This is a genomic window from Mesorhizobium sp. M0159 (assembly GCF_040322295.1).
GTDB lineage: Bacteria > Pseudomonadota > Alphaproteobacteria > Rhizobiales > Rhizobiaceae > Mesorhizobium.
This window is the reverse complement of the sequence record NZ_JAMYTF010000007.1, coordinates 218,083-243,464: the sequence shown is the minus strand read 5'-3', so window position 1 is coordinate 243,464 and position 25,382 is coordinate 218,083. Positions and strand designations below refer to the sequence as shown.

Here is a 25,382-nt window from a genome sequence, read left to right as displayed (position 1 = left end):
TCAGCCTCGTTCGCCGGCGGGAATGAATTTGCTTTTGATGCCGCCGACCGGCCCGCCGATCGCAGGGCGCCGGTCGAGCACGCCGCCGGGGCTGAGGAAGGACAAAAGCAGTCGGTCGGCCTGGATCGCCGGGCGGCTGAGACGCGATGGCGCGGCGGCGCTCGGGCCGGCCATGGCAGTGCGCCGGATGGTGGTCAGGTTGACCTTCAGCCCGACGGCGCCGTCGGCATCGAAAAGGCCGTTGGCGGCGATGACGGCGCGGCTCAAGGCATCGGCCGCGAACAGCTCCTGGCGCAGTTGCTCGATCAGCCAGTGGACCGTGCGCCAGCGCTCGCCGAGCGCCTCGGCCTTTGTCCTGACTTCGTCGCCGGGCGCAGGCGTGGCGACGGCAGCTTCGGCGGGGGGTTCGTCCAGGGGGCGCCAACGCGGCGCTCGTCCGCGTCCTCGATGGTTTTCTCGATCAGCGCGATTTCAGCGTTGCAGTCGTCCAATGCGGCACGCGCCGCCGTCAAATTGCCGGCGCCGAAGATCGCGTGAAACTTTTCCGTTTCCAGTTCGGCCTTGCGGGCGATCGCATTGTTGAGGTCGGTGTCGAGCAAGGCGCGGATGGCAGCGAAATCGGCAGCCGTCCGCGCCCTGCCGAGGTCTTCGGGATGGGTTGGGGTCACGGGTGGGTTCCTTGGTTGGGGAAGCGATGGAAGACGGAGCGGGTGATCTCCCCCCTCGAGGGGGAGATGGCCGGTAGGCCAGAGGGGGTCGTCTCGCGTGGAGCGCCGGCGTTCTTCCCCCGCGATGGAGGCGATAGGAGGCCGCGTCAGGACGAACCGACCCCCTCTGTCGCCTTCGGCGACATCTCCCCCTCGAGGGGGGAGATCAGCAGTTTCTAAGGCTCGGCGTCGAACACCGGTGTCATCGCCCTGATCGTGCAGGGCGTTGGATTGACGTGGCGGATCTTCACCCGCCCCTGCCCTTCCCAGCTATCGTCGATCGGCACCTCGACATTGCCGGTGAACAATTTCGCCACGCCGTCGGGTGCAACCACGGACGGGATGCGAACCTGCTCCCAGCGGCCGCGGATGAACGACTGGACCTGAAGCCCGGTTGTGTCGGTTTCCAGCAGCGAAAGAATGAGCTTGGCCACCTTCTTGCGCCGCCCGACGATCGATCCGTCGCGGCCGCCGACATCGAGCTCCAGCGTGTTGGCTTCGGACTGGTAGCCGAGCCCGACCTGCCATTTGGCTGCCGTAGCCCCACCGGGCAGCGAGACCGCGCCAGCGGCCACAGCAAGGCCCTTGTAGACCTTGCCATCGGCCAGGACGTCGGCTGTTTCGCCGTTGAGATGATCAAGCCCTGAGACCGTGCCCACAGCGACGCCACCATAGGTCAGGCCGCAGTCGACTTCGAATGCATCGCCGATCCCGCCATACTCGAACGGCGCGGTCTTTATTTCGATATAGCGCCTGGTCACGCCGCCGATCGTGCGCTTGACGATCAGCCAGAGATCGTCGTTGCCGTCCTGGCCGGGCGTCACCACGGCGCTTTCGACAACGGCCCAGCTCGATCCTGCGAAGCTTCCGGCGATCTGGTGGATGTGCATGCCGCGAACGTCCTGCGACGGCTGGTGCGTGTAGCCGCCGAGTTCGCCATCCCCGAGCGGGAACCAGAGCAGCGGATCGGGGTCGGTCTGGAAGGCGAGTTCGACGACGCCTCTCTTGGGAATGTGCTCCGATATTTGACCGACATCGTCGGAGGTGAAGCGGCCGGTGGCGTTTTGCGTCAGCTCGGCGATCGATTTGCGGGAGCGGGTGATATAGAGGAACGACTGCCCCGCATCGACAGGACGCAGCGGGGCACAACCGAAAGTCCGCGACCGGCGGTTCTTGAACGAGGACGGCGTCAGCGCCTCGTCGATGCCGGAGCCAGACAGCGCCCTCACCCCGCCAAGCGTTCCGATGATCAGCGCGCCGTCCGATTCCGCCACCCACGTAATGTCATTGGCCTGGCCGCCGCCGGCCTGCACGAATTCCAGCGCGTCGGTGTCTTTCTCGCCGGTGGCGAAGTTGTCGAAATCGCCGGTTTGCGAGGCATAGACCGAGAATTTGCGGCTGAACGCCAGGCGCTCCTCGTAAAGCGAACCGCTCTGCACGTACTTGCCGGGCACGAACGTGCCGAGACGCCAGCGGATGATCGGGCTGAGATCGGGCAGAGCGTGCCCATACAACTGAACCGTGACCACCATGGTGCTGGTCCGGGCAACGACCTTGGCCCAGCGCCAGAAGCCATCCGCGCCAAGCAGACGAATGGCACGGCCGACATCGCTGGTCTGGAAGCCGATGCCGTCATTGATGCCGACGATCGAGGAGGCCGAAAGATCAAATGGCGTTTGCGACGGCGCGTATTCGTGCAGGGCCAGTTCGGCGATAGCGGTTCCGTCGCTGCCGCCACCTGAAAACAGCAGCTGATAATATTCGTAGGCAACCGTGTTGTTGAAGCCGTCGAAGAAGCGGGTTTCCGACTTGGACCAGCCGGTCTCTCCGTCCCGGCTGTCGAGCGTCGTCCAGTCGGTGCCGTTGTGCGAGGCCTGGAATTGCCACTGGGTCGGCGATGCAGTGTCTGAGTGATCATTCGTGGCGGTAATCCAGTAGGCGTCGACCGTCTTGGCCCCGCCGCCGCCGAACTGGTAGCGCAGATACCCGCTCGGAAAGCCCGCTATGTTCTCCCCCTTCTGCTTGTCGCCATCGAACACCTGCCACACGTCGGATGAGCCGTTGCTGTTGCTGACCGTGCCGCTTGGCAGCGTATTCGCGGCCATGACCGGCATGGCGTTGCCGGTTGCGGCCGGCGTTAGCGTCGTGGCCGTGGTGTTGATCTTGTCGTAAGGGCCGTCGAGAAAGACGAAATCGGCCAGCGTCCAGGTCGTGTGCGCGGTGCGCGTCAGCACTTTGACCGGATGATCCTTGTGGGTGATCCACATCTGGTCTGCCGACTGGACGAATTGCAGGTCGAACAGATCGGCCTCGAGATAAGGCGAAACGACTTCGACCGTGCCGACACGCGCGCCATAGGCGTAGACGCGGATGTAAAGATCGCCGAATTCGAGCGCATAGGCCTGATCAGCCGAGAAGATGAACGGGATCAGCCGTGTCGCCTTTGATGAGTCCCTCACCTCCGCGCAAAAATAGGTGCCGCCACGCTTCCTGATGCCGCCATGCGGCAGCGTGACGAAGTTCGTGCATTTCGACAGCGCCGCCCGGTAGAGGTCGAGCGAGGCGCGAGCATGCAAGCGGGGAGAAATCTCGCCGCGGATGAAAGCGTCCTGGACCGGATAGAGCGTGGTCATCGGCCGTCGCCCCGGCTGTCGCCGCGCTGGAAAGCCCAGGACGTCGTCGAAAATCTGCCGCCGCGCTGGATGGCATTGGCCGAGTAGGCTGCATCCAGCGCTCTGTCATAGGCGCTGCGTGCGACGTCGATCATGCTGGCCTTGTGGGTCAACGGATGGGCGATCTTGATGGCGAGCGCCGCCACCAGCACTTCGCTGAACAGCGCGTCCCAGTCGTTGGGGTCGGTCAGATTGGCGACATAGCGGAGGATGCGCGGCCCGGCCTGATCCGAATAGACCAACCCGGCCTCCTGCCGCCATGAGAGCGGCACGCCATCCGGCTCGCCGCTATGGGTCAGCGGCAAGGGCCGCAGGCAGTCGGCGGGAAGCTCATAGGCGAAGTTCAGCGTGCCAGCGCCGCTGCCGGTGTCGAAGCCGGCGACCGAGGCCGCCAGGATGGCGAAGACAAAGGCGTGCTTGGTCAATTCGGCCTCGCGGGTCAGGTCGAAATGCAGATTGAGCAGGCGTGCCGCCTTGGCGTCCTGGTCGAGGCTTTCGATCGGCGCCTCGTCGAGCACGGCGAGCGCCATGTTGGCGATGTCGAGCGGGGTGATGGCCATGGCTCAGGCCTCCGGCTGTGTGGTTGGTCGGGGAAAACGGGGCATGGTGCCTCCACGGCAAAAAGCCGCTTCAAGGCGGCTGGGATTTCTTGTGATTTTGGCTTGGGCGGAACGTTGCACGTCTCGTGCATCGAACGTCACGACTCCAACCGCCCGTCAGGAAACGGGTGGCAGGCGCTGCGTCAGCCGTCTTTTTCCCATTCGAGCAAGGAAGACGGCAATGCTTCGGCTATTGCAGTTTCACGACACCGCCGCGCAACGCGGCGATGTCTTGCCTGAATTGTGTCAGCCGACGTGTGCGCCGGTCGAGATTCCTGTTTCAGCTGACTTGGCAAAGACGCTTGCTTTCACCCTTCCGGCACCTCCTGCCAAAGCCAAGCCCCTGTCCAGGGCGTCCTGAAGACTTGGCGTGTAGTAGGCGGTGTCTTCCAGGCCGCTGAAGAAGTTTATGCGATGAACTTCCCCCTTCTTGCTCATGACAATGCCCGCTTTTCGGAGCACTTCCTGAACTGTTTTGTACTTCATGTTCATGGTGACCTCCCTTACCAAGACAAGGCAGCATCGCCCTTTCTTGTAACTGTTTGGTGCCGTCGATTGGCCAAAGGGCAACATGAATGTTGTAGCGAACGCCAAAATTCACATCACTCCGACGCAGCGCAGCGGGTGAACTTGGGATTCGCCGACCTGGTGTCCCGAAGGGGCGGGACGTCTGACGCCCGCCCCTTCGCCCGATCAGGCCTCGGTCGTCTTCAGCGCGATGAACGTCATGTGCTTGACGCTCGACGCCGTGCGGTCCCAGTTTGCCGCCAGTGCCAGTTCGGCATCGGTGGCGAATTCGCCGGCCGAGGACGCGTCGAGAAAGCGGGTGCCCGGCACATGCGGCACGAAATGCCGGCGGCCGACCATTTCGGTGACACCACCGCCATGGCCCTGCCGCGGCTTGCGGTCGAACTCGAGTGGCCCGCCTTCGGTGTTGACCGGCAGCTCGTTCCACAGGATCGCCTTGTCCTTGAACATGAACGCCGTGTAGACGCCGCCGGCAACCGGAATGTCGTCGTCGACGACGGCCCTGAGCCCCATGTAATAGGGGATCAGCGGCCCGCCCTGCTCGGACGACGGCACATAGTCGATGAGGTCGGCGAGCTTCAGCGCCTTCATCTGCTTCGAATGCATCCAGATCGTCTTGAACTTGTCGGCGCGGTCGCCCATCAGGTAGGCGGCCTCGATGATGTCGGTGTCGACAATGGAGGCGCCGGTGACGCGCACCAGGTCACTGCCGTCATTGGCGATGTTGTCGGCCAGCACGCCTTTCAGTATGCCCAGCAGCGTCAGCTTGTTGGCGCGCTGCCAGTAGTCGGTCTGGCGGCGAACGATAAGCTTCTGCGGATCGTCGCCGGCAAGGATCGAGGTCAGATCCGGGATGCCCCAGGCCTGCGCACGCACATTGCGGGCCGCGACTTCGCGGCGCGCGCCGATCTTCTTCATCTCGATCGAGTCGGCCGGGTCGTCATTGACCGGCTCGGACGGATCGTTGCCGAGGTCCTTCCAGCCGGGCATGTCGACGGAACGTCCGCCCAGGCTGAGCTTCGAGGCGATCGACGGGTCGGAAAACAGGATCCCGGCCTGGTAAATCTCCAGCGACTGGACGTGCTCCTCGAACGAGTATTGCGCATAGACGGACGGAACGATCGCGTCCGCGATACGGGTATAGGCGTCTGCCATTTTTGTCTTCCTTCAGGTTTGGGTTAAAGAGGATTGTTGGGCATCCACAGGTCGGGATTTTCGCCGGCCTCGCGTGCCAGCCGCCGGGCGCGGGCGGGGTCGCTTTTGACGAGCGCCGAGATGCCAGTCAGGTTGCGCTCGCCGGCGGCATTGCGCTTGAAGGGATTGCCTCCACTCAAGGCCGTGCCGCCGTCGATCGTGTCTTCCCGGAACATCGCCTCGCCGATGGCATGGAACGCCTTGGCGATCTGCGGGTCGGTCAAGGCACCGTCCGGCAGAAGGATGCCCTTCGCCTTGTAGGCATTGACCAGTCCGAGCTTTTTCATCGCCCGGTTGGCGACCTCGAGCTTCTGGCGAAAGCCATCGCTGCCGGTCGGTCCCCAATCCCTGACGAGGTCGTCATGCGTCGTCTCGACCGAACGGGCAACGGCGATTTGCTGTGCCTTGGCCTGTTCGGCCATGTAGCCGACGAAGCGGTCGTGATAGGCCTGTGCGACCTTCGGGGTAGCACCTGCCTCGACCGCCCAGGCCTTGGACGCACTGGCGAGCTCGTCCGAATAGGCGAAGTTTTCGGGGAGCCCGTCGGGGCGCCGGTACTCGACCTTCTCGGGCGAGGTCAGCGGACGCATCGCCTCGGGCAGCCGGGCATGGAACCTCTCCCAGTCTTCCGCGGCTGCATCGGCTGCCGGAACGCGCAGGCTCTCGCCCTGCTGCCGCTCCAGCTCCGCATAGGAGGCGAAAACCCGATCGAGGCTTTCAGGCTTGGTCCAGCCCTTGGTTTCAGCAAGCTTGCGGCTGCCTTCGGAAAGACCGTCAAACCAGCTTTTGGCCGCAGGCGGGGCGGACCCGTTGTCCCCGTTGGCCGGTGGCCGTGCAAGGTTGCCCGCCGGTGGCGCCGCCACCACGGACCCGGCGTCTGCCAGATCTGTCATGAGAAGATTCCTTTTGTTACAGAATTAAAGGCCGGTGATGAGAGCACTGGCGGCGAAGCTTGGTATCTCCCCCCTCGAGGGGGAGATGGCCGGCAGGCCAGAGGGGGGTAGCCGCGCGTGGAGCGCCGACCTCATCTGTCGCCGGGGGTCGCGCCCGGTCGAACCGACCCCCTCTGTCGCCTTCGGCGACATCTCCCCCTCAAGGGGGGAGATTAGCGCCTACGCATTATCGCCCCAGTTCTCCCAGAGCAGCGTGATGGTGCCCGACACCGCCAGTGTGCCGTCGGCGTCGATATCGGTGCCGGTCGCAAACGCCAGGTTGAGATAGAGGTCGACCGGCGTCACGGTGCCGTCGAGCGTCAAGGCTGCGGCAACATCGGCAATCGATGCGCTCGACGGCGCGGCACCCGCGCCATCCAGCGTACGGCCGGCGGCGCCCACCACATTGGCCATAGTGCCTGCCAGTACAGCGCTCGATGCTGCCGCCGAGCCGAGCGACCAGGTCAGCGCGGCATTGTCGTTGATGGTCGAGGCGCGTGGCGTCAGCACGGCGAACTGCAATCGTGCCGTGCCGCCCTTGATCCGCACCTTGCCATCGAGAAAGTCGAAGAGCTTCTGGCTGGCAAAGCCCTGCGCATCGGTGACCGGCACCGGCATGGCATTGAACGAAAAGACGGTGCGGTAGGCGCCGCCCTGTCCGGTCGTCCTGGCTATCAGCCCTGCCCTGGGTGGGGCAAGGCCGGCTTCTCTGGCGGCGGCACGCGAAAGCGTCCGGGCAAGACCTCGGGTCATTTGGTATCTCCATTCTTGCAGGATTGAAAACGGGGTCGGCTGGGCCGCCGCACGCAACAGCGGCAAAGCTCATGGACATTTGGATCAGTTATGTGTATCTATACACAACATGAAGAGCGCCGATGTCATTCACAGGCTGTTGGCGGATGGCTGGTACGAAGTGGCTCGAAAAGGAAGTCACGCCCAGTTCAAGCACAAATCCAAGCCGGGCCGGGTGACAGTTCCGCATCCCAAGCGCAAAATCCCGATCGGCACTCTCAAGAGTATTGAAGAACAATCCGGCGTGAAGCTGAGGTAGAGAAATGCGGAACTATATCGGATTGATCCACAAGCAAGCGGACAGCGACTTCGGCGTCTCCTTTCCCGATTTTCCGGGCCTGGTGACAGCCGGCGTCAACCTGGATGATGCCCGTGCCATGGCCGGGGAAGCACTGGCCTTTCATGTCGAGGGGCTGGTCGAGGATGGCGAGGCCATTCCCGAACCGTCATCCCTGGAGGAAGTGATGTCGGACAAGGACAATCTGAGCGGTGTCGCCATCCTGGTTCCCTTGAAAGCTGAAGCTGCGAAGGTCGTGCGTGTCAATGTCACCATTCCGGAAGATGTCCTCGATCAGATTGACCGATATGCGGAGCGCCACGGCTACAGCCGATCCGGATTTCTGGCCGCTGCGGCGAAAAAGGTAATGCAGATCGAGGCAGCGTAGCGCTCTCGAAGGTCGACTGGAGATGAAGCTCTTTGGGTCTTGTTCGGTTACTTTCTTTGCGGATCAGGCTGTCAGACAAAAACAACCATGTCTTATTTCGTGAGGCACGGTGCCTATGTTCCGCCGCAAATGCGACCGCACTTGGCAAAATCGCCCCGTGTATTAGCTCATAGGTTTCAAGGGAGTACCAGACGATGACCATGTCCAGAGCCATTGCCGCCATGCTGGTGACTGCCGCATTGGCAGGCTGTGCGCAGACCGAGGCACAGCAGAGAACCAGCACCGGTGCGCTGCTCGGCGCCGGCGCCGGCGCGCTTGCCGGCCAGGCGATCGGCGGCAACACCAAGAGCACGGTCATCGGTGCCGGAGCCGGCGCCTTGCTGGGCGCGGTCGTCGGCAACGCCACCACGCCGCAGCCGCGCAGCGAACAGCTTTGCCGCTATCAGGATCGCACCAGCGGCCGCATCTACACCGCCCCCTGCGACGACCGCTATTACAACGGCGATTATTGAGTGGTTCTATGGGGAGAAAGCTCTGAAATGCCGGCTCCGCCCCTCACCTGCCCGCCGGTATCCTCTCCCCGTAGAACGGGGAGAGGGCGCAGCGTCAGTCTCGCGCATCCGTTTCCCTGACGATTTGGTCCTTCCGCTGATTAGAGGTCAGCGCTATCGTCCAGGGCTACCCACGGGGGCGGGCAATGCGGACTATTGCAACATTGAGGCCGGCGATCCTGCGCCTCATAATCCTTTTGTCGCTTTGCTTGTTTGCAATGGAGCCAGTGAACTCAAAAGATGGCGACGTCTTCATATGTTCAGTAAGCGACTTCCACACATGGTCCGACATACCGTCATCAGATGACTCGGGATTCGTCGCAGCTAACAAGGCCAGGAAATTTGATATCCAAGAATTTGCCGATCACTTCATTGTAACCAGCAAATCGGGCACGTTCAAACCATCGTCAACGAAATACGATATCTTCCGACGAAACGTATATCAGATCGCTGCATTTGACAGCACGACATTTATGCTCGACACCTTCGTTATGAGGACAGCAAATATTGAAGGTCCTCCGACCAAGGCGCGGGTCATGCTACAAACTCCAACATATCTGAACACGTGGTATTTGGACTGCACCTTGCAGAATTGATGCCCGCAGAACCGATGGCTATTCGCGTTCAGGTTTTGCAGTCCATCAGCTAAATCTCTGACGTGCGAAGTCACTAGGATCATTCAATCCTTTTCCGGCTCGTCGAATGAATGAATCCCGGCCGACTCATTGCCGAGGCGCTCAAACACGTCTAGCGCCCGCTCTGAAACAACAAGCGTGTGGTTCGAAGCCATGCCGAAGTCATCATGTCCTGGCTGCCCATGGATCTTTATCCAGACGAAGGTTGGAAGTTCTGTTTCTGGCTGCAGCCGATGAAACAACTCCGAAGCAGTAACCTCGACGTCGGCAAACGTCGCCCCTGAAACTCGCATCTTCAGCAGCTCCAGCTCGGCTTCTTTGGTGACAAGATAACAGGGAAAACTCCTTATCAGGACATCACCTATCCAAACGTCAATCTCGTAGTGAAGTTTGTGCACAATCGGCGGGTGAACGCGGTTATCGGGAACCGTATTTTTGCCAAAATCACCAGCAACAAATGGCTCTACATAATAATAATCCATTTTTCACCTATATTTTCCGACAGGCGGCACGAAATGATGGCCATATTTCTTATCCATCATTGTAGAATGATCCAGAATCTGCTGCTCCGTTGGATACGGGTACTTTTCATAGAATTTGTCATTTTCGCCCCTAATGATAACAAGATGCAGAATATCGTTTAAATCCTTAGGGATCCCGCGGAGATTTTCTATCGAATTGATCTTTTTCTTCGATAGGAAATTTAGAAGCCTCTTAAGTAATTGCTGCTCAGCCGGATGATGAATTACTACATCCTCGATGTTCACGTCGGGGTTCGCCTGAGCATACGCTTTCCTAAAGCCCCTACCCCTCCAGCCTCGCCGCCTTCTCCAGCGCAGCCAACTGCGCCTCGTCCAGCGTCAAAAACCCCATAATGTGCTGCACCACTTCGGCGCGGGCATTGCTCAGCGCGCTGTGCAGCTCGAAGCCGTTCGGCGTCTTGGTCTTGGCCAACCATTCGCCATAGGACGGGCGGCGGTAATAGCCGGTTGCGGCCGCCAGGTCGGCCAGCACCATTTCGCCGTCCTGGCCCGAGAACACTCTGAGATAGGCCTTGGCCAGGGCATCCTGCGCCTTGGCCGGGCCGCCGGCCTGGCTGGAATGGGCGAAGCTTTTTTGGCTCATACGCCCTGCCCGCCCGAAGCATCTTGCGCAGCCTGCGGCATCAGCCCGCCGAGCCCGTCGAGCAGGCCGCTGTCGCGCGCCTGCACTGCCGCCGGCACGGCATCCCTGGCGACCTTGCCGGCGGCAGCCATCGCCGCCATGCCGGCCTGTTCAGCTTGAGCCTTGGCGCGGGCATCGCGGATGCCCGCCACCTCGTCCTGGCGGCGAAAAATGCGTTGCGGGCTGCGGCCGGCGCCCTGCACGATCTTCAGCGCCGCGTCGCCGTCGATATTGTCCATCACGCCGGGATCGAACTGCGCCATCTGCATGGCGGTGGTGACAACCTGGATGGTGTCGCGCGCCTCGGCCGAACGGCGCAGCACGTCGAGCGGGCCGGTGAAGGTCGGCCGCAACGCCTTGCCGGCAAGGCTCGCCGGCGGCAGGAAGCGGCTATCTTCCTCGTAAAGTCCCTTGTCCTCGAGAATGCCCAGCTCGCGGTCGAGATTAGAGGCAAAGCCGGCCTGAATGATCGAGCCGGACGGCCCGAGCAGCGCGCCCTTCTCCTCTTGCCGGATCAAGGCCTCGGTCGCCGTCATCTGCGGGTTCTGCACCAGCGTTTGAAACAGGTTGACGAACATTATGTCGCGGATCTCCTCGGCCCGGCTGTCGGCATAATTGAAGGCATAGGTCGGGTTCTGTCCGGTGGCGATCGGCGCGATCAGCGGCCGGCCGGCATCGTCGATCAGCCCGGGATAGTTCTCGCCGGGATTGAGCACCGGCACATAGTCGAGCCTTGCCTTGGAGGCGGTCGCCGGATCGGTGATCTGCTGCAAGGCGCGCAGGCCGGAGCGCCGCACGGCGTTCTCCTCGCGCACCGTCGTCAGCGCCTCGATGGTCGGCGAGATGCCGTAGGGATCGCCCTCGTAGCGGCGCCAGTTGAAGCATGACACCGGGAACGAGCGAAAACCGCTTTCCCTGACGATCGCCTCCTCGCCCTCGATCACATGATAGGAAGCGAACGCGGTATCGAGATACTGGTAGGAGCCGCTCAGACTGTACATCTTGCGCTCGTCGCGCGGCTGGATGCACTGGATTAGCGAGATCTTGGTCTCGCATTTGGCGGGGTCGTCGACCAGAATCTTGATCCGCGCCGGCAGTCTGTCATAGCCGAGCAGTTGCGCCGCCTGTCTTGCCGTGCGCTCGTAGCGGCGGTGGAAAATATCGACCTGGCCCCAGCGGTTGCGTGAGAGATAGCCTTCGACCACTGGGATCGAGGCATAGCGGATCAGCGTGCCGCCAAAACCTTCCTCGGCATAGAGATAGGCCGGGCCATAGCGCACGACATTGCGCAGGCAGGCCTGCGTTGCCGGCACGAAATTGGAATTGGCGGAGTAGCGCAGCGAGAACAGGAAGTCGCGCAGCGCTTCCGCCCATTCCTTCTCCTCGTCGGTTTCTTGGTCGTTGATGGCCGCGGTCGACAGCCCATGCCATTTCTCCGACTGCGGGATGATCAGGCTTTCCAGCCCGGCGGCCAGCCGGTTGGCGGCCGAGTTGATGGTATTGGCGTAGACACGCGCACCGCGCCGCTCCTGCCGCTCGGCCTGCGAATCGACGCCGGCCTGACGGCGGCCACTCCACATGTCGGGCGCGTCGGGATCGCAGAATTCGGACACCGCCTCCCAGACATGCTCGTACTGGCTGCGCTCGCTCTCCAGTTCAGCCTGTCGCGACAGGATATCGCGAGCACGGGAATCGCTCATGGTCAGCCTCGCTTGATGGGTGAATGGGAAAAGAAAGAAATGGCGGGACGCCGAGGCTGCCGATCTCCCACTTGAGGGGGAGATGTCCGGTAGGACAGAGGGGCTCGTCTCGCGTGGATCGGCGACCCCCTCTGTCGCCTTCGGCGACATCTCCCCCTCAAGGGGGGAGATTGGAAGCGCCTTATTCCGCCGGCGTCGTCTCCAGCGCAGCCTTGCGCCCAAAGCGCTGCACCACGAAACGGCCCATCTTCTGGCCGGGTACTTCGATCAGCGTGTAGGTGATCCAGGACAGCAGGCACACCACCGGCAAGACGACGACGGTGACGATCGCAAAGCGCAGCGGCGCCGACAATTCGTGGCCGAACTGGGTGATGACCAGAGCCGCGACCGGCTGGAGAACCAGCAGATGGATCAAATAGATGCTGAAGGAAAGCTCACCCATCAAATGAAAGAACCTGTTGGCGAGCGTCATGGCGATGTTTCTGGCCACGATACCCGCCATTCCCGGCAGCATGCGGTAGAGAACCAGGGCAAAGAACCCCAGGACGAGCGCTTCCCGCATCAAAAGCTTGCCAAGTCCATAGCCGCCGCCAAAGGGCAGCGCCGCCAGCAGCATGGCCAATGCCAGATGCACGAAGGGCCGCTTCTGCCTTTGATGGACGACGCCCGCCAGCAGCATCCCGCACAGGAAAATCTGCATCTTCAACGGCAGGAACGACGGCATCGGAAAATGCACCGACAACTGCCCCATCAAGAACACCATCGCGCTGCCGGTCGCCGCGGTCAGCATGGCCGCCCATATCCAGTCAAGCCTGCGCACCAGCAGCATGATGGCCGGAAATAGCGCGTAGAACTGCATCTCCAGCCCGAGGCTCCAGTCGGGCAGCGGCGTGCGATAGGCGAAATTCGGCACCAGGCCGAACAGGAACAGCAGATGGGCGCCGATATTCTTCAGGCCGCTGTCGAGATAACGCTCGGGCGCCTGCGGCGACCTCAGCAGGAACTCGTCGATGACCATTCTCGACCCGTAGAGATAGGGGCCAAGCGCCAGGGCAACGAACAGCATGACGTAGAACAGCGGCGCTATCCTGAAATAGCGGCGGGTCCAGAATTTCAGCCAGGTTTCCGGCCTTTGCCAGGGCTCCTTGTCCTGGCGCAGCTGGTAGTGGAACACCATCAAGAAGCCGGACAGCATGATGAACAGATCGACGCCGAGGTCCGGTTCGCCAAGAATAGGAATCTGCCAGCCGGTCAACAACAAGCAGTGCCCGATGAGCACCCAGATCGCGGCAAGCGCCCGAAGCCCGTCCAGGCACTCGATGCGCGATGACCGGGCTTCTGTCATGCCGAACTCCTCGATAGCCATGTTGCAATGCAGCATGGCGGCTGAGGGAGGAATGTCAACCGTGCGGAAGGAACACGATTTGCGCTGGGCTGTTACGGAAAACGCGGAACACCTGAGGGCAATTGTAGAGGCATGCACTTGAACACCCCCCTCTGTCCTGCCGGACATCTCCCCCTCAAGTGGGGAGATTGGCTGTCATCACGGTCTTCGCCAATTTTCGAGGGATGCAGAAAAGGCGCTGTCCTCCAAGCTGCCAATCTCCCCACTTGAGGGGGAGATGTCCGGCAGGACAGAGGGGGGCGCGAAGGATCGCGGCTTACGCGATCCCGGCAGGCAAGCTCCCGTCTATCTCTTCTTCAACCTTGCATGCCGGCGCCAGTACCACCAGGCGAGCACGCGGTTGCGGAACACTCTTCTCATGGCGCCCATGTCACACCCCCAGCAGCACGCGGCGCTGGCCGGTGAGCTCACTGGGCGACAGATCGGTCTTCACCGTGCCGGCAGTGCCGTCATTGGCCGCAAGCTGGGCCCGCAAGGCGGCTTCGCGCGCCTGTACGTCCTTGTCGGCAATGGTCGGTGTCGGCGGCAACGGCTTCAGCGCCGGCGGTTTTTGGAAGAGGCACATGGTTTTCTCCAGAGTGAGAGGCTCTTGTCCAGTCGTAGAGCAGAAAATCCTCGCCGTTCCTGCCATAGCCCGGCAGGCGGCAGCGTTGCGTGGCGCCCAGCCGGGCAAGCCAGCGCAGCGCCAGTTGATTGGCCGCCAGCGCTCGCGCCTCGACCCGCCATGCGCCGCGCGCGGCAACTTCAGGCCCGAGCACGGCATGAAAGAATTCCGTAATCCCAGGCACGCAGCGCCTCATGCGGCGCGTGCCCCAGCTCCAGGCGATCCATAAGCCGCCGCGCTGCTCGGCAGCGCCAAAACCGGCCTCCGGATTGCCGTCGAGCTCGGCGACATAGGCAAATCCCTGCAGCGCCGTCAGCGCCAGCAGCGCCGGCGACCAGTCGTCGAACTGGCAATCGATCTCGGCCCGGTCCTCGGGCCGGAGGTTGGCGGCGATGTAGGAGAGATCGCGCAGCGTGGCGGGAATGATGCGGAGGGTCATGCTCGGCGAACCTTACCGTCCACTGCGGCGCTAGAAGGCGGCGGTCGACCTTGCATGCGGTCCAGCATTTCAATCAGCCCGGCCTCGACCGAGCCAGCGAACTGGGTGCCAAGCCTCTATTTGTAAGCCACTGCTGCGCTTGCAGGTCCCGCCAACGGAATAATCTCGCAGCGACTAAACCCTGCCTCTTTGCACCACTCGGTGAACTGGGCGCCGGTGAAGTCAAACGCCTCGCCAAATTCGATCAGCATGTTCAGCGACATCATGAGACCGAAGCCGTTTTGCCTGCGTTCATCGTCGATGATGTTCTCGATGGCGACCAACGCGCCGCCGGTCGGCAATGCACGATAGGCCTTGGCGATCAGCATTTTCTTGTTCTCGAGATTCCAGTCGTGAAGGATCATTCCCATCGTGATGATGTCCGCCTTGGGGAATTCGTCCGCGAAGAAGTCGATCGTCTCGGCGATGACCCGGCCGCCGAGATTGCGCTCCCTCAAGCGCCGTTCGGCGATCGGCTGCACATCGGCGAGATCGCACGTCCGGCATTGCATGTGCGGATGCCGCGCCGCGACGATGGCCGAAAGCTGCCCGGTTGCGCCGCCTATATCGGCCAGCGTCTTATATTTGGAAAAGTCGAATTTCTCGGCAAACGCCGTGAAATTGCCCATGGAGATGCCGCTCATCGCGTCCATGAACTGCTCCAGGCGCGCCGGGTCCGCATAGAGCTCGCCGAACATCGACTTGCCTGTCTCCTTGATCTCGTTTTGAGGCTTTCCGGTTTGCAATGCCGGTGTGAGATCGCCCCAGAACCGATACAGTCGTGCGTTCGCCATCTCAAGGATTCCACCGATGTATTGGGGGGTCCGCTTGACCAGGAACAGCGCGGTCGATGGCGTATTGCCGTATTTGCCGGTTTCGCCGGCGCCGTCCCTCTGCAGCAATCCGAGCGCGACGAGGGTGTCGAGAAAATCATACGTTGCGCGCGGATGCAGCCCCATCGCGCCTTGCAGTTCGAGGCCCGTTTTGGGGCCGTCCGCAAGCAGCGAGAAGAGTCCCAGTTCCACGGCGCTCAACAATGTCTTGGCTGGCCAGAACCCAAAGCCAATTTGCAGTATGTGGTCTGGAGAAATTCCGTTTTGCATCTGATCCTCCCCTATCGGCGAATGCCCCCGTGAGGCCACGCCGATGCGTCCCTTGAGCGGGATCATTCGATGCTACACCACGTCCACGGACGTTCACTACAGTTTTCCAATCGGAGCCGGAGCGCATTGCCTCCCTCCCCGATTTTCCTCACCGAAACGCCCCCAGCGGATCGGCCTGCCCGGCCTTTCGCCGCGCGGCCTTGAACACCGCCGGGTCGACTGCCGCCTCCCTCAGCATCATCACGCCGTAGCGTGTCGCCGCCATCAAATCGTCGCGCAGCTTCACCACCTGGCCGTCCCTGCGGTGGTAGAGCCGGAATTCCTCGAACCAGGGCAAAAGCGTCGAGAACACCTTGAAGCGGCCTGATTGCATGCGGTCCAGCATGTCCATCAGCCCGGCCTCGACCGATACGGAACCGTCGGCGAACTGAGCATGGCTGGCGAGCATGTTCAGCCCACGTGCCGAATATTGCCTGGCAAGGGCGGTGCCGGCACCTTCCAGCGTCTCGCGGCGGCCGTCGCGCGGCCATGCCCATGGCAGCCATTCGCCCCACGGTTTCAGCGTCAGCGCCTGCATGGCGGGCGTCTGCTGCGAAGCGCGGCAGGCTTTCGTGACATAGACGACATCGGCCTCCGTATCCCAGGCAAGCTCGACCGCCGCCGAGGGATGGTCCCAGCCGAAATCGAGCGCGCCGAGCCTTGGCCAGTAGCGCGGCAGCGGGAACGGCTCGCAGGCGATCAGCTCCTCGGCCACCGGAAAGATGCGGCCGGAGCCGAGCACCGGAATGCCCTTGGCCCGCGCCTCGCGCTCATGCGCCGGATAGGCGGCAATGATCTCGGCGCGCTGCTGCGGCGTATAATGTTCGGCATCGTCGATGGTCATGAAGGTGACGTGACGGGTCATTGTTCTCACCCTCGCGGCAGTGAATCGTGGTGGCAGGTGCGCGCTCCAACGCCCCGCCTCGCAGCTCCGTTTGCATCGCTCGGAACACCTGCCACGGAGCCGGTCGAAAAGTCGGGATCAGATCGCCCGACGTTTGATGCGCATGACTTTCGGCGCCTGTGCATCCATGAACATGTAGCACCGGCCTAGCAGCGCCTTTTTGCCAAAATCATCGAATACGTTCTGCCCGAGCGGCGTGAACAACACCTCGTCGGTCGTCAGTCCGTCCTGGTGGCGAGCCTCGATCTCTGGCCAATGCGCCTTGGCAATGTCGGTCAGCACGACGTTGAAGGCAGGATGATTGTAACTGACCAACAAATTGCCATCGTCCATATCGGACGGTTTCATGTCCGGGTGGTAGTTGTAGATCTCGGCAAGCGTCTGGATGGCTGCCAAGGATGCAGCGCCATCGGAAAGACCAGCCTCCGTCAGCACACAGGTGCCGTTTTCAAGGATGGCAAAGTCACGCTCCTGGTTGAAGTAGTAGCCAAAGCGCTCCTCGATGCGATCGATGGGCTGCGAAAACGATGGCCGCCATTTCGGAACGGGAGGAAAAGTTGCTGACATGCCGACGTTGCCTTCTGGTGATACGACAATTGACGAAAGGCCGCCGATCAACACCATTCGTCTATTCATAGTTGTGATCTCCCGCCCAATGTAGCCAGTCTAGTTCCGGATCATGGCTTGGCAACCGCGCTGGTCATGAAGGGGACGTGGCGGCTCATGCGAGATACCTTGCTGGAGCAAAACCGGGACGGCGCGCGACGAACACAGGCGGGCCGGCTAATGGCCCTGAAGTATCTTGATCAACTTACTTTCGTAGGTAGGTCGCGACAATCCATTTTTGTAATCCGCATACGTCATTCGTCCGCTCATCGCCGCATCAGTCCAGCGTTTGCAGTACACCTCTGGCAACGCTTCAACACTTGTGTTTATTATTCTAGCCCATTGTTTGCGGTAAGCTAGTGGCTTTGCCCCCAATCCCACCGCACACTGAGTCATAAAATCCTTTTTGAAAGCTGGACTTCTTTGTATTCCAGCGTTGATTGTGTTGAACCGGCTCTCAGTCACTACGCATCCTGAAAGCATTATTGCACCGATCACGACTAGCGACCGATAGTGATTTCCCACTGCCCACCCCTCCGTTACGGCTCTCATCCTCCGTCCAAATAACTACAATTTTGCTGCAAGAGAAGTGCTCCACACTTATTCCGTGCGCCACAGTCAGCTGGGATAATGATTGCGCCGGGCTGGCTTATTCAGCCGATTGCTTCCCCTTTCACCAATGAACTCGACCTGCTCAGCCGACAAGAACAGCAGCACCACATCGCTCATGCCGAGCAACGGCGTGAAGGTGACGATGGTGATGCCGCCGGTGGCGTTGGTGCGGGTCAGCCCTTCGGAATAGATGTCGAGCGGCGGCTCCTCGTCGAACCAGACGCCGTGCAGCGTTTCGCCCTGCCATTTCTCGCGACCCTTCTCGTAGCTCTTGAACGACAGCACCGATTCGCCGGCCTGGACATCGCCGCCGCCGCCCCAGCGCACCACGACGCTGTCGAGCGCGCCCGGCGCCCGTCCCGCCATCGTGCTGACGAGGGCGTCGGCCGGGATCATGCCGGTGCCCCAGGCCGCCTGCTGCTGCGGCGGGCCGATCAGGATGCGCTGCGGATTGTCGCGCGTGCTTTCGCCGGTGACGCCGGCCGCCCACATCCGAACCGGACAGTCGAAAACCTTGCCTTGCCACCAATCTGGATAGCGGCCGGTGAGGTGCATCGCCCATTCGGCGCCGCCGGCCCTGGTCTTGCCGAGCTGGTTGCCGGCCATGAACAGGCGCTCGCGATTGGTCGCGCCGGCGGCGTGGAACTCGGCCTGTCGGGGATAAGGCCGATAGGCGGCAAGCTGGTTAGTGCGGCGCCTGCGGTCCAGCTCCGCCAGCAGGCTGAGATATTCCGTCCTTGCCGCCCGGCTGTGCGAGGCCTTTTGCGAAGCCCGGCTTCTCGAGGAACGGCCTGAGGACGGCTTCGAGGCCGCGGATGCGCTGCCTGATTTCGTCATCGCTCAATGCATCCAGATTGTTGATGTTGACATTAAGATCCTTGGGCAGCACCGACAGCACGAGCTTCAGGTACTGATCGGGCTTTTCGGCGCGCACATCGGCGATGACGCCGGCGCCATGGGCGCGAAAATCGGCGCGGATCGCTTCGAGAAAGCCGTCGGCCAGCGTCTTCTTCGCCCGCCTGGTTCGGCCGGGCTTGCCGGGTGCTTGATCGTGCGGCTGCGGATCGCCGGTGGAAGGAGCCTTGGCCATGCCCTACTCCGCCGTCCCGGCGGATATCGGCTTCTTGTTGCCTGGCCGCACGATGCGCTTGCGCGGCTTGGCCTTCTTGCCGGCGCGTTCCGACTTCGGCTTCCGCGGCTGGCTTGCCGGTTTCGCATCAGTCGTCGTGCCGGGCTTCATCGCAGCGGCGTCAGGCAAGGCATTCAGCCTTGCCCTGAGAATTGCCACCGCCTTGCCGTCGAGTGCTCCCGACGGGAAGCCAAAGCCGCCGACCGCATCGACGCTACCGCCGCGCACCATGCCGATCCGCACGCCGGCGGCGACCTGCTCGAAGCGGCCATGGCGTGCATAGGGTGCGGCGCCGGCGAACTCGCCAATAGCGCTGACGACCTCGCGGCCGTCATCGTCGGTGATGATGGTGGCGTAACGGTTGGACATGGGGTGTTCTCTGAAATGGGCGCAGGGGCGCGCTGGGAAATCTATGGACGATAGGTGGTTGCTGACCGGGATAGTCGGTCGCGTTCATTCGCGCCGACATACCTCGGCAGCACACGCAACATTCGGTCGAACAGGAGCCCGAAATGAAAAACCCGCCTCGGCGGGCGGGTCGTTGGAGCCAATTGGCACCATACCCAAGTTAGTAGCATAGCTGCCGGCACAAAGCAAGAACAAAATGTGGCGCGGCGGCAGAAAATGCACTGACGACCTCGCACCCTCGTCGGTGAACGGCTGGAAGGAGGGGCGAAAAAGGCGGGCATTGCGTGAGACTTGCGTTGATGGGATGGTGGTTGCGCTTGAGGGGAACGCGTCATGGGCAATGTCACCGGTCACTACGGCAGCGACGGCATCGTCGATCGCATATTGGCCGCGATCCCTGACGCCGACCCGGCCGGGAAACTCGCGGCCGCGCAACTCTATCCATTCGATCAGCTCCATGGCCGCGAACTGATCGCGACGCGGGAGCATGCGGCCCGTCTTGCTCCTTCGCCGACAGATCGGATCCTGGATATCGGCAGCGGCATTGGCGGGCCGGCAAGGTTTCTGGCCTCGACCTATGGCTGCCAGGTCGACGGCATCGACCTGACACCAGCCTTTGTCGCCGCGTCGAGCCGGCTGACCGCACTCAGCGGATTGTCTGACAAGGTTCGCTTCCATCAGGCCGACGCGACGAAAGTGCCTTTTGGCGACAGCACCTTCGATGCGGCGATCTGCTTCTACGTCGGCATGAACATCGAGAATAAGGCCGCGGTCATCGACGAGGCCTGGCGCGTGCTGAAACCGCGGGGCAGGCTGATCTGGACCGAGGCCGTGCTCGCCGGCGGCGAGCCATACTATCCCATGCCGTGGGCGGTTTCGCCGGCGACCAGCCACCTCGCCGATCGGGAAAAATTGAAAGCCCTGTTTGACGATGCCGGATTTCGGATCGACGAAATCGTCGACGAAACCGGCGAACATGTTGAGCTGGCGCTGAAGAGAGCCAATTCCGGCATCGTGCCCTCGCCGGCGCAGCAGCAGGCAAATGAAGTCGTCATGGGCGCGGAATTCCTGCAGCGCCGCCGCAACTACATCCGAAGCCTGAGTGACGGAAAACTCGCCTCGCTCGCCGTGATCGTCTCCAAATCGGCCTGAAAACAAAAACCCGCCTCGGCGGGCGGGTCGTTGGAGCCAATTGGCACCATACCCAGATTAGACTCCCCACTTGAGGGGGAGATGGCCGGCAGGCCAGAGGGGGGTACTGTCCCGGGCGCTGTCCCGCCGACTTCACAGCCGGCAACACAAGCAACGTTCGATCGAAAAGAAGCCTGAAAACAAAAACCCGCCTCGGCGGGCGGGTCGTTGGAGCCAATTAGCACCATACCCAAATTAGTAGCATAGCTGCCGGCACAAAGCAAGAACAAAATGTGGCGCGGCGACAAAAAACCGAATTTCTCTTCGGCGCCTCGCGTTGCCCGCCAGCCACTTTGTGGGCGCGAACGCAGCGTCGGCAATTGGCGCTTCCTCCATTTGCCGAGGCATCTCACCGGCCGACGAGCAGCCGCAGCCGCGGATCAGAACAGGCATTCGCGCGTTTGACCCTTAGCCATGGGAGCAAAAATCATGAACGTCGCCAATCTGCAACTCGAAGGCCTGCTTATGGCCATCGCATCAATCAATCAGGTTCTGGTCCGCAAGGGCGTGCTCTCTGTCGAGGAGATAGACATCGCCTTGCGCAAGGCCGAAGCCAGCGAGACCAACGAGGAAAGGTCCGAAGGCATGTCGGCGTCCAGCCGCGACGCCGTCAACTTCCCGATCCGACTGCTGGAGTTGGCCAATCAATGTCAGCCGGAGACGGACATGCCGTCCTTCTCGAAACTGGCACGCATGGTCGGTCAGATCAAGGAACCTTACAACGACCAGATGTGACGCGGCGATCATAACTGACGCCGCGACAACGGCTTGCCGCGCCAGGGCGGCAAGACTGCTGGCGGCGCCTGCTAGCGGCCCTGCAGGATCTTGATCAACTTGCTGCTGTCGGCCCCCGGCGAAGAAAGCCTGCGGTAGTCCGCGTAAGTCAGCCTGCCATTAGCAACGGCATTAAAGAGCCGGTTACAAAAGGCGCTATCGTATTTTGCGACACTGACATTCATGATTGCCGCGTAAGTCGTTCTTTCGTTGAGCGGCGTGGACCTCTCGCGTGCAATGCATTCGTTGATCGCCACGCGCTTGGTGACAGGGCTGCCTTCAAGCGTGGTATGCATCGTGTTGAATTCGCCTTCGGTCAAGGTAGTGCAGCCGGCAAGCAGAGACGTGCCGATCATGGCGGCAGCAAAACGCGTGGCGATGTTCATGAATTCCCCCTCAAGACCCGCGTCTTGCTTAGCCCGCCGAATGTTGGAAGTACAGAGGGAATGCAGGCGCATCTACGAAAAGCATAAACCTCGAACGCTCGTACTTTAGCTCTCGCTTTTATTTCAATCGAACTGCGATGGCCTGAATGACGGTATCCAGCCGTTCTCGATCGTCACGACGATGCTGGTGCGGATCGTGCTGCCGATCTGGCCCTGGTCGCGGTCATAGACCCGGCCGGGATCGTCGCAGCCACCCTTCTGAGCGCCTTTACGAGAACGCCGGATGCGAGATTGGGCATCACGCCCTGCCAAGCCTCAGCGCCAGGACCCTGCCCGGCCCGTGCACGGCGGCGAACAGCAGCCCGGCCAGGAAGGTGAAGTGATCGACGAAGAAGCCGAACTCGGCCTGGTTGCCGGCCCAGTGCGACGGCCCGTGGAAGGCGAAGCCAAGGAACAGCACATAGGCGCCGGCGACGAGTGCTGCCCATGAGAAGAAGGCGCCGGTCAGGAAGCATAGAACGAGGACGACCTCGAGCAGGGCTGCGCACCAGGCCAGGAACAGCGGGAACGGAAATCCAGCCGCCGCGATATAGCCGGCGGTGGCGCCGATATCGATGAATTTGAAGATCACGGCCATCAGGAACACGGCTGCGAAGATCAGCCGGCCGATGAGGATTGCCGCGGTCTGCCACGGCGACTGAACGGTTGATTGAGCGGTTTCCAAGGTCATGATGTCCTCCCAAGAGTTACGATGGTTGTGCCCCAAGGACGCACCACCAGCCGCAAGCCCGACATAATCCCCCGAAAAACCTGAGAGATACAAGAGAGATACAAGCGCGTAGCGAGAAGGCCTCGCAAGACCAGGGTTCCTCGCCCCCATTCATGGGGGAGAGGTGGCGCGGCGAAGCCGCGACGGAGAGGCGCCGGCAAAGAAAAGGCCCCTCTCCGGCCGCGGAGCCTGTCCTCGGGCTTGCCGAAGGCAAGACCCGTGGGCGGCCACCTCTCCCCCCGCTTCGCGCGGGGCGAGGAACCCAAGCCTGGCTCTACTCCGCAGCCTTCGGCTTACTGATCGGCTCCCGTACCGTTCCATACTGGCTGCCCCAGCGGTCGGTCATCGCCCAGCGTATGTCCCAGAGTTCCGGGAAGAAGCGGTGGCGGGCGCCGGCTTCCAGCAATTCGACCGGCCGGCCCTTCAGCGATTTCGCGCCGAGGCCGATCGTGCGGTGGATGAGATAGAGGTGGTTGGCACGGAATTTCTGGAACAGCTCGTCGAACTCGATCAGCGCTTCGGCAACGACATAGCTGTCGCCGTGATCGTAGCCGGTATCGTAGACATCCTCGACCGAAAGGCCGCGGTCGTCGAGGTATGACGCCTTGAAGGCCCGCCACAGATCCGGCGGCAGACGCAGCAGCTGCTTGAAACCCGGCGATTCCTGGCCGCTGCCATTGCCGAGCTGCAGCCGGATCTGCTGGTATTCCTTGGGCGACATGGTTTCGAGCAGGTCGAGCTGCGCCGTCATCAGCCGCATCAGCCGGTGCACGCGCGCCATCAGCGTGACGATGCGATGCGTGTCCTGCTTTTCCAGGAAATCAACGACATCGACCAGCGTATAGGCGATGAGCTTCATCCACAGCTCCTCGACCTGGTGCACGATCTGGAACTGCAGCTCGTCGGCATTCACCATCTCGGCCAGCGGCTTCTGGCAGGCAAGCAACCTGTCGCATTTGAGGTAGACGCCATAGTCGCGCATCTCAGGCGTTTCGATGCGGGCATAATAATCCTGCTTGTCCATGGCCATGCTCCTTGCCCCGGCCGTTCGGCCGCAGGCGCTTGTTGGATCCCGGTCCCCCGAGTCTAATCGCTTTCTTGCCGAACATTGTCCCTTTCTGTTATTCGATTGGCGGGAAACGAAGGACGAAAATTGTCGCTGAAGCAGATTGGAAGAACGAATGATGCTGGATGCGGTCGACCGGAAGATCGTCGCGGCGCTCGAACGCGAGGCCCGTATCTCCTTTGCCGCGCTCGCCGATGAGGTCGGCTTGAGCAAGACGCCGTGCTGGAAGCGGGTCAAGGCGCTTGAGGACGCCGGCGTCATCCGCGGCTACTCGACCCGCATCGACCCGGCAAAACTCGGCTTCGGCATCGAAGCCTTCATCCAGGTGTCGATCGATTTTGAGCTGTCGGACGCCTTCGAGGCGGCAGTGCAGAAGCATCCGCTGATCCGCCGCTGCCACGCCACGACTGGCGAGGCCGACTATCTCCTGCAGATCGTCACCGTCGACATGATGGCGCTCGACAGGATGCTGCGCGAGGAGCTCAGCCGGCTGCCCGGCGTGCGGCGCACGATCACCTCGATGGCGATGCGCGAGATCAAGGGCGGCATCTCGTTCGCCAATGCCGTCGGGCATACGCAGACCAAGCGATAGACCGGTCAGGCCCTGGTCATCAATTCGCGTCCCAGCCGCTTCGGTTGCTCGGCGCGCAGAACCACATTTGTCGTCACTGTGCCGTAGTGGCCGATGCTGTCGACGATGCTTTCAAGATCGGGCGGTGACGGGACCACGACCTTGACCAGAAAACAATCCTCGCCGGTCACCCGCAGCACTTCGACCACCTCCGGCAATTGGGCGAACTTCTTCAGGCAGGCCTGGATATGCTCATGCGTGGTGCGCAGGCGGATGACCGCCATGGTGCCGAGCCCGAGCGCTGCCGAATTGATCACCGCCTTGTAACCGGTGATGACGCCGCGCTCCTCCAGCCGCTTCACCCGTTCCGAGGTGGCGGGCTGGGACAGTCCGACGCGGCGGCCAAGCTCGGAGATGCCGATGCGGCCATCCTCCTGCATGATCTCAATGATCGCCAGATCGGTGGGATCGAGCCTTGGCCGATAATCGCCGTTCCGCATGACCGCCCTTTAATCCATCGGATTTCGTCGCTGCTTTCCGATGATCTCTCATTCCGCCACCTGGGAGAAGACCTAGAATTGCACGCGCAGCATCAGGAAAGAAGGGCTTCGCATGACCGACTTCATCATTGTGCCGGGCATCGGCGGATCGGGCAAAGCCCACTGGCAGACACGTTGGCAGCAGGCAAACCCGGCGATGCGGCGGTTCAACCCGGCGAGTTGGGACGCGCCGGACCTCGACGACTGGGTGGCTGCGCTGGAAACCGCTGTATGCCAGGCAAGGACACCGCCGGTGCTCGTCGCCCATAGCCTCGGCTGTCTGCTCGTCGTACACTGGCAGCGGATCTCCCCCCGCTCTATCGGCGGCGCGTTGCTGGTCGCGGTTCCGGACCCTGCGTCGCCGGCCTTCCCCTCCTCCGCCCGGGCCTTCGCCGACGCACCGCAACAACGGCTTCGCTTTCCGTCGCTGATTGTCGCCAGCACCAACGATCCCTACGGCTCGCTGGACTATGCCAGGGCGAAATCCGAGCGATGGGCCAGCGATCTCCATATCGCCGGACCGCTTGGCCACATCAATGGCGACAGCGGGCTCGGCGACTGGCCGGCGGGAATGGAGCTGCTGACAGCTTTTCTAAGTCAAACGCAGGCGATCGCCCGAGGCGCCGTGCTTCAGCCGTAACCGCACCAGGACGGCTATC

Annotated in this window: 31 protein-coding genes and 1 pseudogene; 7 read left to right on the top strand and 25 right to left on the bottom strand. The window is 61.9% G+C overall.

Annotation, left to right across the window (positions count from 1 at the left end; translation table 11 throughout):
* The 8 genes from NKJ32_RS10655 to NKJ32_RS10620 form a co-directional block, all read right to left on the bottom strand.
* Positions 1-267, bottom strand: a complete 267-nt coding sequence (locus NKJ32_RS10655) for a hypothetical protein (protein WP_352827530.1) — start codon at positions 265-267, stop codon at positions 1-3.
* A 38-nt stretch (positions 268-305) separates the two neighbouring features.
* Positions 306-668 carry a hypothetical protein gene (locus tag NKJ32_RS10650; RefSeq protein WP_352827527.1) on the bottom strand — a complete coding sequence of 121 codons (363 nt, stop codon included), beginning with the start codon at positions 666-668 and terminating at the stop codon, positions 306-308.
* Between the two features lie 215 nt (positions 669-883).
* Positions 884-3,340, bottom strand: coding sequence for a phage tail protein (locus tag NKJ32_RS10645; RefSeq protein ID WP_352755554.1), 2,457 nt, complete (start codon positions 3,338-3,340; stop codon positions 884-886).
* Positions 3,337-3,939 carry a phage connector family protein gene (locus NKJ32_RS10640; RefSeq protein WP_352571274.1) on the bottom strand — a complete coding sequence of 201 codons (603 nt, stop codon included), beginning with the start codon at positions 3,937-3,939 and terminating at the stop codon, positions 3,337-3,339. Before NKJ32_RS10640 ends, NKJ32_RS10645 begins: the two co-directional genes overlap by 4 nt.
* A gap of 285 nt (positions 3,940-4,224) precedes the next feature.
* Positions 4,225-4,470 (bottom strand): hypothetical protein, encoded by a 246-nt coding sequence (locus NKJ32_RS10635; RefSeq protein WP_031211513.1) that lies wholly within the window; start codon positions 4,468-4,470, stop codon positions 4,225-4,227.
* 201 nt (positions 4,471-4,671) lie between these two features.
* Positions 4,672-5,661 carry a Coat protein gene (locus NKJ32_RS10630; RefSeq protein ID WP_352755556.1) on the bottom strand — a complete coding sequence of 330 codons (990 nt, stop codon included), beginning with the start codon at positions 5,659-5,661 and terminating at the stop codon, positions 4,672-4,674.
* 23 nt (positions 5,662-5,684) lie between these two features.
* Positions 5,685-6,593, bottom strand: a complete 909-nt coding sequence (locus tag NKJ32_RS10625) for a hypothetical protein (protein ID WP_352571328.1) — start codon at positions 6,591-6,593, stop codon at positions 5,685-5,687.
* 219 nt (positions 6,594-6,812) lie between these two features.
* Positions 6,813-7,385: a hypothetical protein gene (locus NKJ32_RS10620; protein ID WP_352827524.1), complete on the bottom strand. Its 573-nt coding sequence runs from the start codon at positions 7,383-7,385 to the stop codon at positions 6,813-6,815.
* A 109-nt stretch (positions 7,386-7,494) separates the two neighbouring features.
* Here NKJ32_RS10620 and NKJ32_RS10615 point away from each other — a divergent pair, with 109 nt between their 5' ends.
* The 3 genes from NKJ32_RS10615 to NKJ32_RS10605 all read left to right on the top strand — a co-directional run bounded on the left by NKJ32_RS10615 (position 7,495) and on the right by NKJ32_RS10605 (position 8,601).
* Positions 7,495-7,683: a type II toxin-antitoxin system HicA family toxin gene (locus NKJ32_RS10615; protein WP_352571330.1), complete on the top strand. Its 189-nt coding sequence runs from the start codon at positions 7,495-7,497 to the stop codon at positions 7,681-7,683.
* A gap of 4 nt (positions 7,684-7,687) precedes the next feature.
* Complete coding sequence (locus NKJ32_RS10610) at positions 7,688-8,089, top strand: type II toxin-antitoxin system HicB family antitoxin (RefSeq protein WP_352541138.1); 402 nt, start codon at positions 7,688-7,690, stop codon at positions 8,087-8,089.
* Between the two features lie 194 nt (positions 8,090-8,283).
* A complete protein-coding gene (locus NKJ32_RS10605; RefSeq protein ID WP_352453776.1) occupies positions 8,284-8,601 on the top strand; it encodes a YMGG-like glycine zipper-containing protein in 318 nt (105 codons plus the stop codon).
* A gap of 718 nt (positions 8,602-9,319) precedes the next feature.
* On the opposite strand, the gene NKJ32_RS10600 is transcribed toward NKJ32_RS10605, so the two are convergent.
* The 12 genes and pseudogenes from NKJ32_RS10600 to NKJ32_RS10545 form a co-directional block, all read right to left on the bottom strand.
* Entirely contained in the window at positions 9,320-9,757 is a 438-nt protein-coding gene (locus NKJ32_RS10600) for a hypothetical protein (protein ID WP_352571331.1), read from the bottom strand.
* Positions 9,758-9,760: 3 nt separating this feature from the next.
* Positions 9,761-10,042 (bottom strand): hypothetical protein, encoded by a 282-nt coding sequence (locus NKJ32_RS10595; protein ID WP_352501182.1) that lies wholly within the window; start codon positions 10,040-10,042, stop codon positions 9,761-9,763.
* Positions 10,043-10,079: 37 nt separating this feature from the next.
* Complete coding sequence (locus NKJ32_RS10590) at positions 10,080-10,400, bottom strand: Bbp19 family protein (RefSeq protein ID WP_352571333.1); 321 nt, start codon at positions 10,398-10,400, stop codon at positions 10,080-10,082.
* Entirely contained in the window at positions 10,397-12,139 is a 1,743-nt protein-coding gene (locus NKJ32_RS10585) for a portal protein (protein ID WP_352755560.1), read from the bottom strand. Before NKJ32_RS10585 ends, NKJ32_RS10590 begins: the two co-directional genes overlap by 4 nt.
* Before the next feature lie 181 nt (positions 12,140-12,320).
* A complete protein-coding gene (locus tag NKJ32_RS10580) occupies positions 12,321-13,484 on the bottom strand; it encodes an acyltransferase family protein (RefSeq protein ID WP_352571335.1) in 1,164 nt (387 codons plus the stop codon).
* Between the two features lie 509 nt (positions 13,485-13,993).
* Positions 13,994-14,587: a hypothetical protein gene (locus NKJ32_RS10575; protein ID WP_352571336.1), complete on the bottom strand. Its 594-nt coding sequence runs from the start codon at positions 14,585-14,587 to the stop codon at positions 13,994-13,996.
* Positions 14,588-14,703: 116 nt separating this feature from the next.
* Entirely contained in the window at positions 14,704-15,795 is a 1,092-nt protein-coding gene (locus NKJ32_RS10570) for a methyltransferase (RefSeq protein ID WP_352571337.1), read from the bottom strand.
* Positions 15,796-15,877: 82 nt separating this feature from the next.
* Positions 15,878-16,633, bottom strand: a complete 756-nt coding sequence (locus NKJ32_RS10565; protein WP_352571338.1) for a phage terminase large subunit family protein — start codon at positions 16,631-16,633, stop codon at positions 15,878-15,880.
* A 117-nt stretch (positions 16,634-16,750) separates the two neighbouring features.
* The gene (locus tag NKJ32_RS10560) at positions 16,751-17,296 is read right to left on the bottom strand and encodes a hypothetical protein (RefSeq protein WP_352571339.1); all 546 of its coding nucleotides are present in this window, start codon (positions 17,294-17,296) and stop codon (positions 16,751-16,753) included.
* Positions 17,297-17,980: 684 nt separating this feature from the next.
* Positions 17,981-18,598 (bottom strand): annotated as a pseudogene (locus NKJ32_RS10555) (terminase large subunit domain-containing protein); the annotation flags it as partial.
* Complete coding sequence (locus tag NKJ32_RS10550; RefSeq protein ID WP_352571340.1) at positions 18,576-18,980, bottom strand: hypothetical protein; 405 nt, start codon at positions 18,978-18,980, stop codon at positions 18,576-18,578. The pseudogene NKJ32_RS10555 and the gene NKJ32_RS10550, both read right to left, overlap by 23 nt.
* A gap of 3 nt (positions 18,981-18,983) precedes the next feature.
* Positions 18,984-19,388 carry a hypothetical protein gene (locus tag NKJ32_RS10545; protein WP_352571341.1) on the bottom strand — a complete coding sequence of 135 codons (405 nt, stop codon included), beginning with the start codon at positions 19,386-19,388 and terminating at the stop codon, positions 18,984-18,986.
* Positions 19,389-19,760: 372 nt separating this feature from the next.
* Here NKJ32_RS10545 and NKJ32_RS10540 point away from each other — a divergent pair, with 372 nt between their 5' ends.
* Positions 19,761-20,579 carry a class I SAM-dependent methyltransferase gene (locus NKJ32_RS10540; protein ID WP_352571342.1) on the top strand — a complete coding sequence of 273 codons (819 nt, stop codon included), beginning with the start codon at positions 19,761-19,763 and terminating at the stop codon, positions 20,577-20,579.
* A 468-nt stretch (positions 20,580-21,047) separates the two neighbouring features.
* Positions 21,048-21,353: a hypothetical protein gene (locus NKJ32_RS10535; protein WP_023675713.1), complete on the top strand. Its 306-nt coding sequence runs from the start codon at positions 21,048-21,050 to the stop codon at positions 21,351-21,353.
* 71 nt (positions 21,354-21,424) lie between these two features.
* On the opposite strand, the gene NKJ32_RS10530 is transcribed toward NKJ32_RS10535, so the two are convergent.
* The 4 genes from NKJ32_RS10530 to NKJ32_RS10515 all read right to left on the bottom strand — a co-directional run bounded on the left by NKJ32_RS10530 (position 21,425) and on the right by NKJ32_RS10515 (position 23,571).
* Positions 21,425-21,778, bottom strand: a complete 354-nt coding sequence (locus NKJ32_RS10530) for a hypothetical protein (RefSeq protein WP_023675712.1) — start codon at positions 21,776-21,778, stop codon at positions 21,425-21,427.
* Positions 21,779-21,901: 123 nt separating this feature from the next.
* Positions 21,902-22,090 carry a hypothetical protein gene (locus tag NKJ32_RS10525; protein WP_031211496.1) on the bottom strand — a complete coding sequence of 63 codons (189 nt, stop codon included), beginning with the start codon at positions 22,088-22,090 and terminating at the stop codon, positions 21,902-21,904.
* A complete protein-coding gene (locus NKJ32_RS10520) occupies positions 22,077-22,508 on the bottom strand; it encodes a DoxX family protein (protein WP_352571343.1) in 432 nt (143 codons plus the stop codon). The genes NKJ32_RS10525 and NKJ32_RS10520 overlap by 14 nt, the downstream gene beginning before the upstream one ends.
* Before the next feature lie 313 nt (positions 22,509-22,821).
* On the bottom strand, positions 22,822-23,571 hold the full coding sequence (locus NKJ32_RS10515; protein ID WP_352453705.1) for a tryptophan 2,3-dioxygenase family protein: 750 nt from the start codon (positions 23,569-23,571) through the stop codon (positions 22,822-22,824).
* 157 nt (positions 23,572-23,728) lie between these two features.
* On the opposite strand from NKJ32_RS10515, the gene NKJ32_RS10510 reads away from it, so the two are divergent.
* The gene (locus tag NKJ32_RS10510; protein WP_502897310.1) at positions 23,729-24,205 is read left to right on the top strand and encodes an Lrp/AsnC family transcriptional regulator; all 477 of its coding nucleotides are present in this window, start codon (positions 23,729-23,731) and stop codon (positions 24,203-24,205) included.
* A gap of 5 nt (positions 24,206-24,210) precedes the next feature.
* Here the strand turns inward: NKJ32_RS10510 and NKJ32_RS10505 are convergent, their stop codons facing one another.
* The gene (locus NKJ32_RS10505; RefSeq protein ID WP_352453704.1) at positions 24,211-24,684 is read right to left on the bottom strand and encodes an Lrp/AsnC family transcriptional regulator; all 474 of its coding nucleotides are present in this window, start codon (positions 24,682-24,684) and stop codon (positions 24,211-24,213) included.
* A gap of 112 nt (positions 24,685-24,796) precedes the next feature.
* Here NKJ32_RS10505 and NKJ32_RS10500 point away from each other — a divergent pair, with 112 nt between their 5' ends.
* Positions 24,797-25,363 carry an RBBP9/YdeN family alpha/beta hydrolase gene (locus NKJ32_RS10500; RefSeq protein WP_352571345.1) on the top strand — a complete coding sequence of 189 codons (567 nt, stop codon included), beginning with the start codon at positions 24,797-24,799 and terminating at the stop codon, positions 25,361-25,363.
* Positions 25,364-25,382 lie beyond the last annotated feature (19 nt).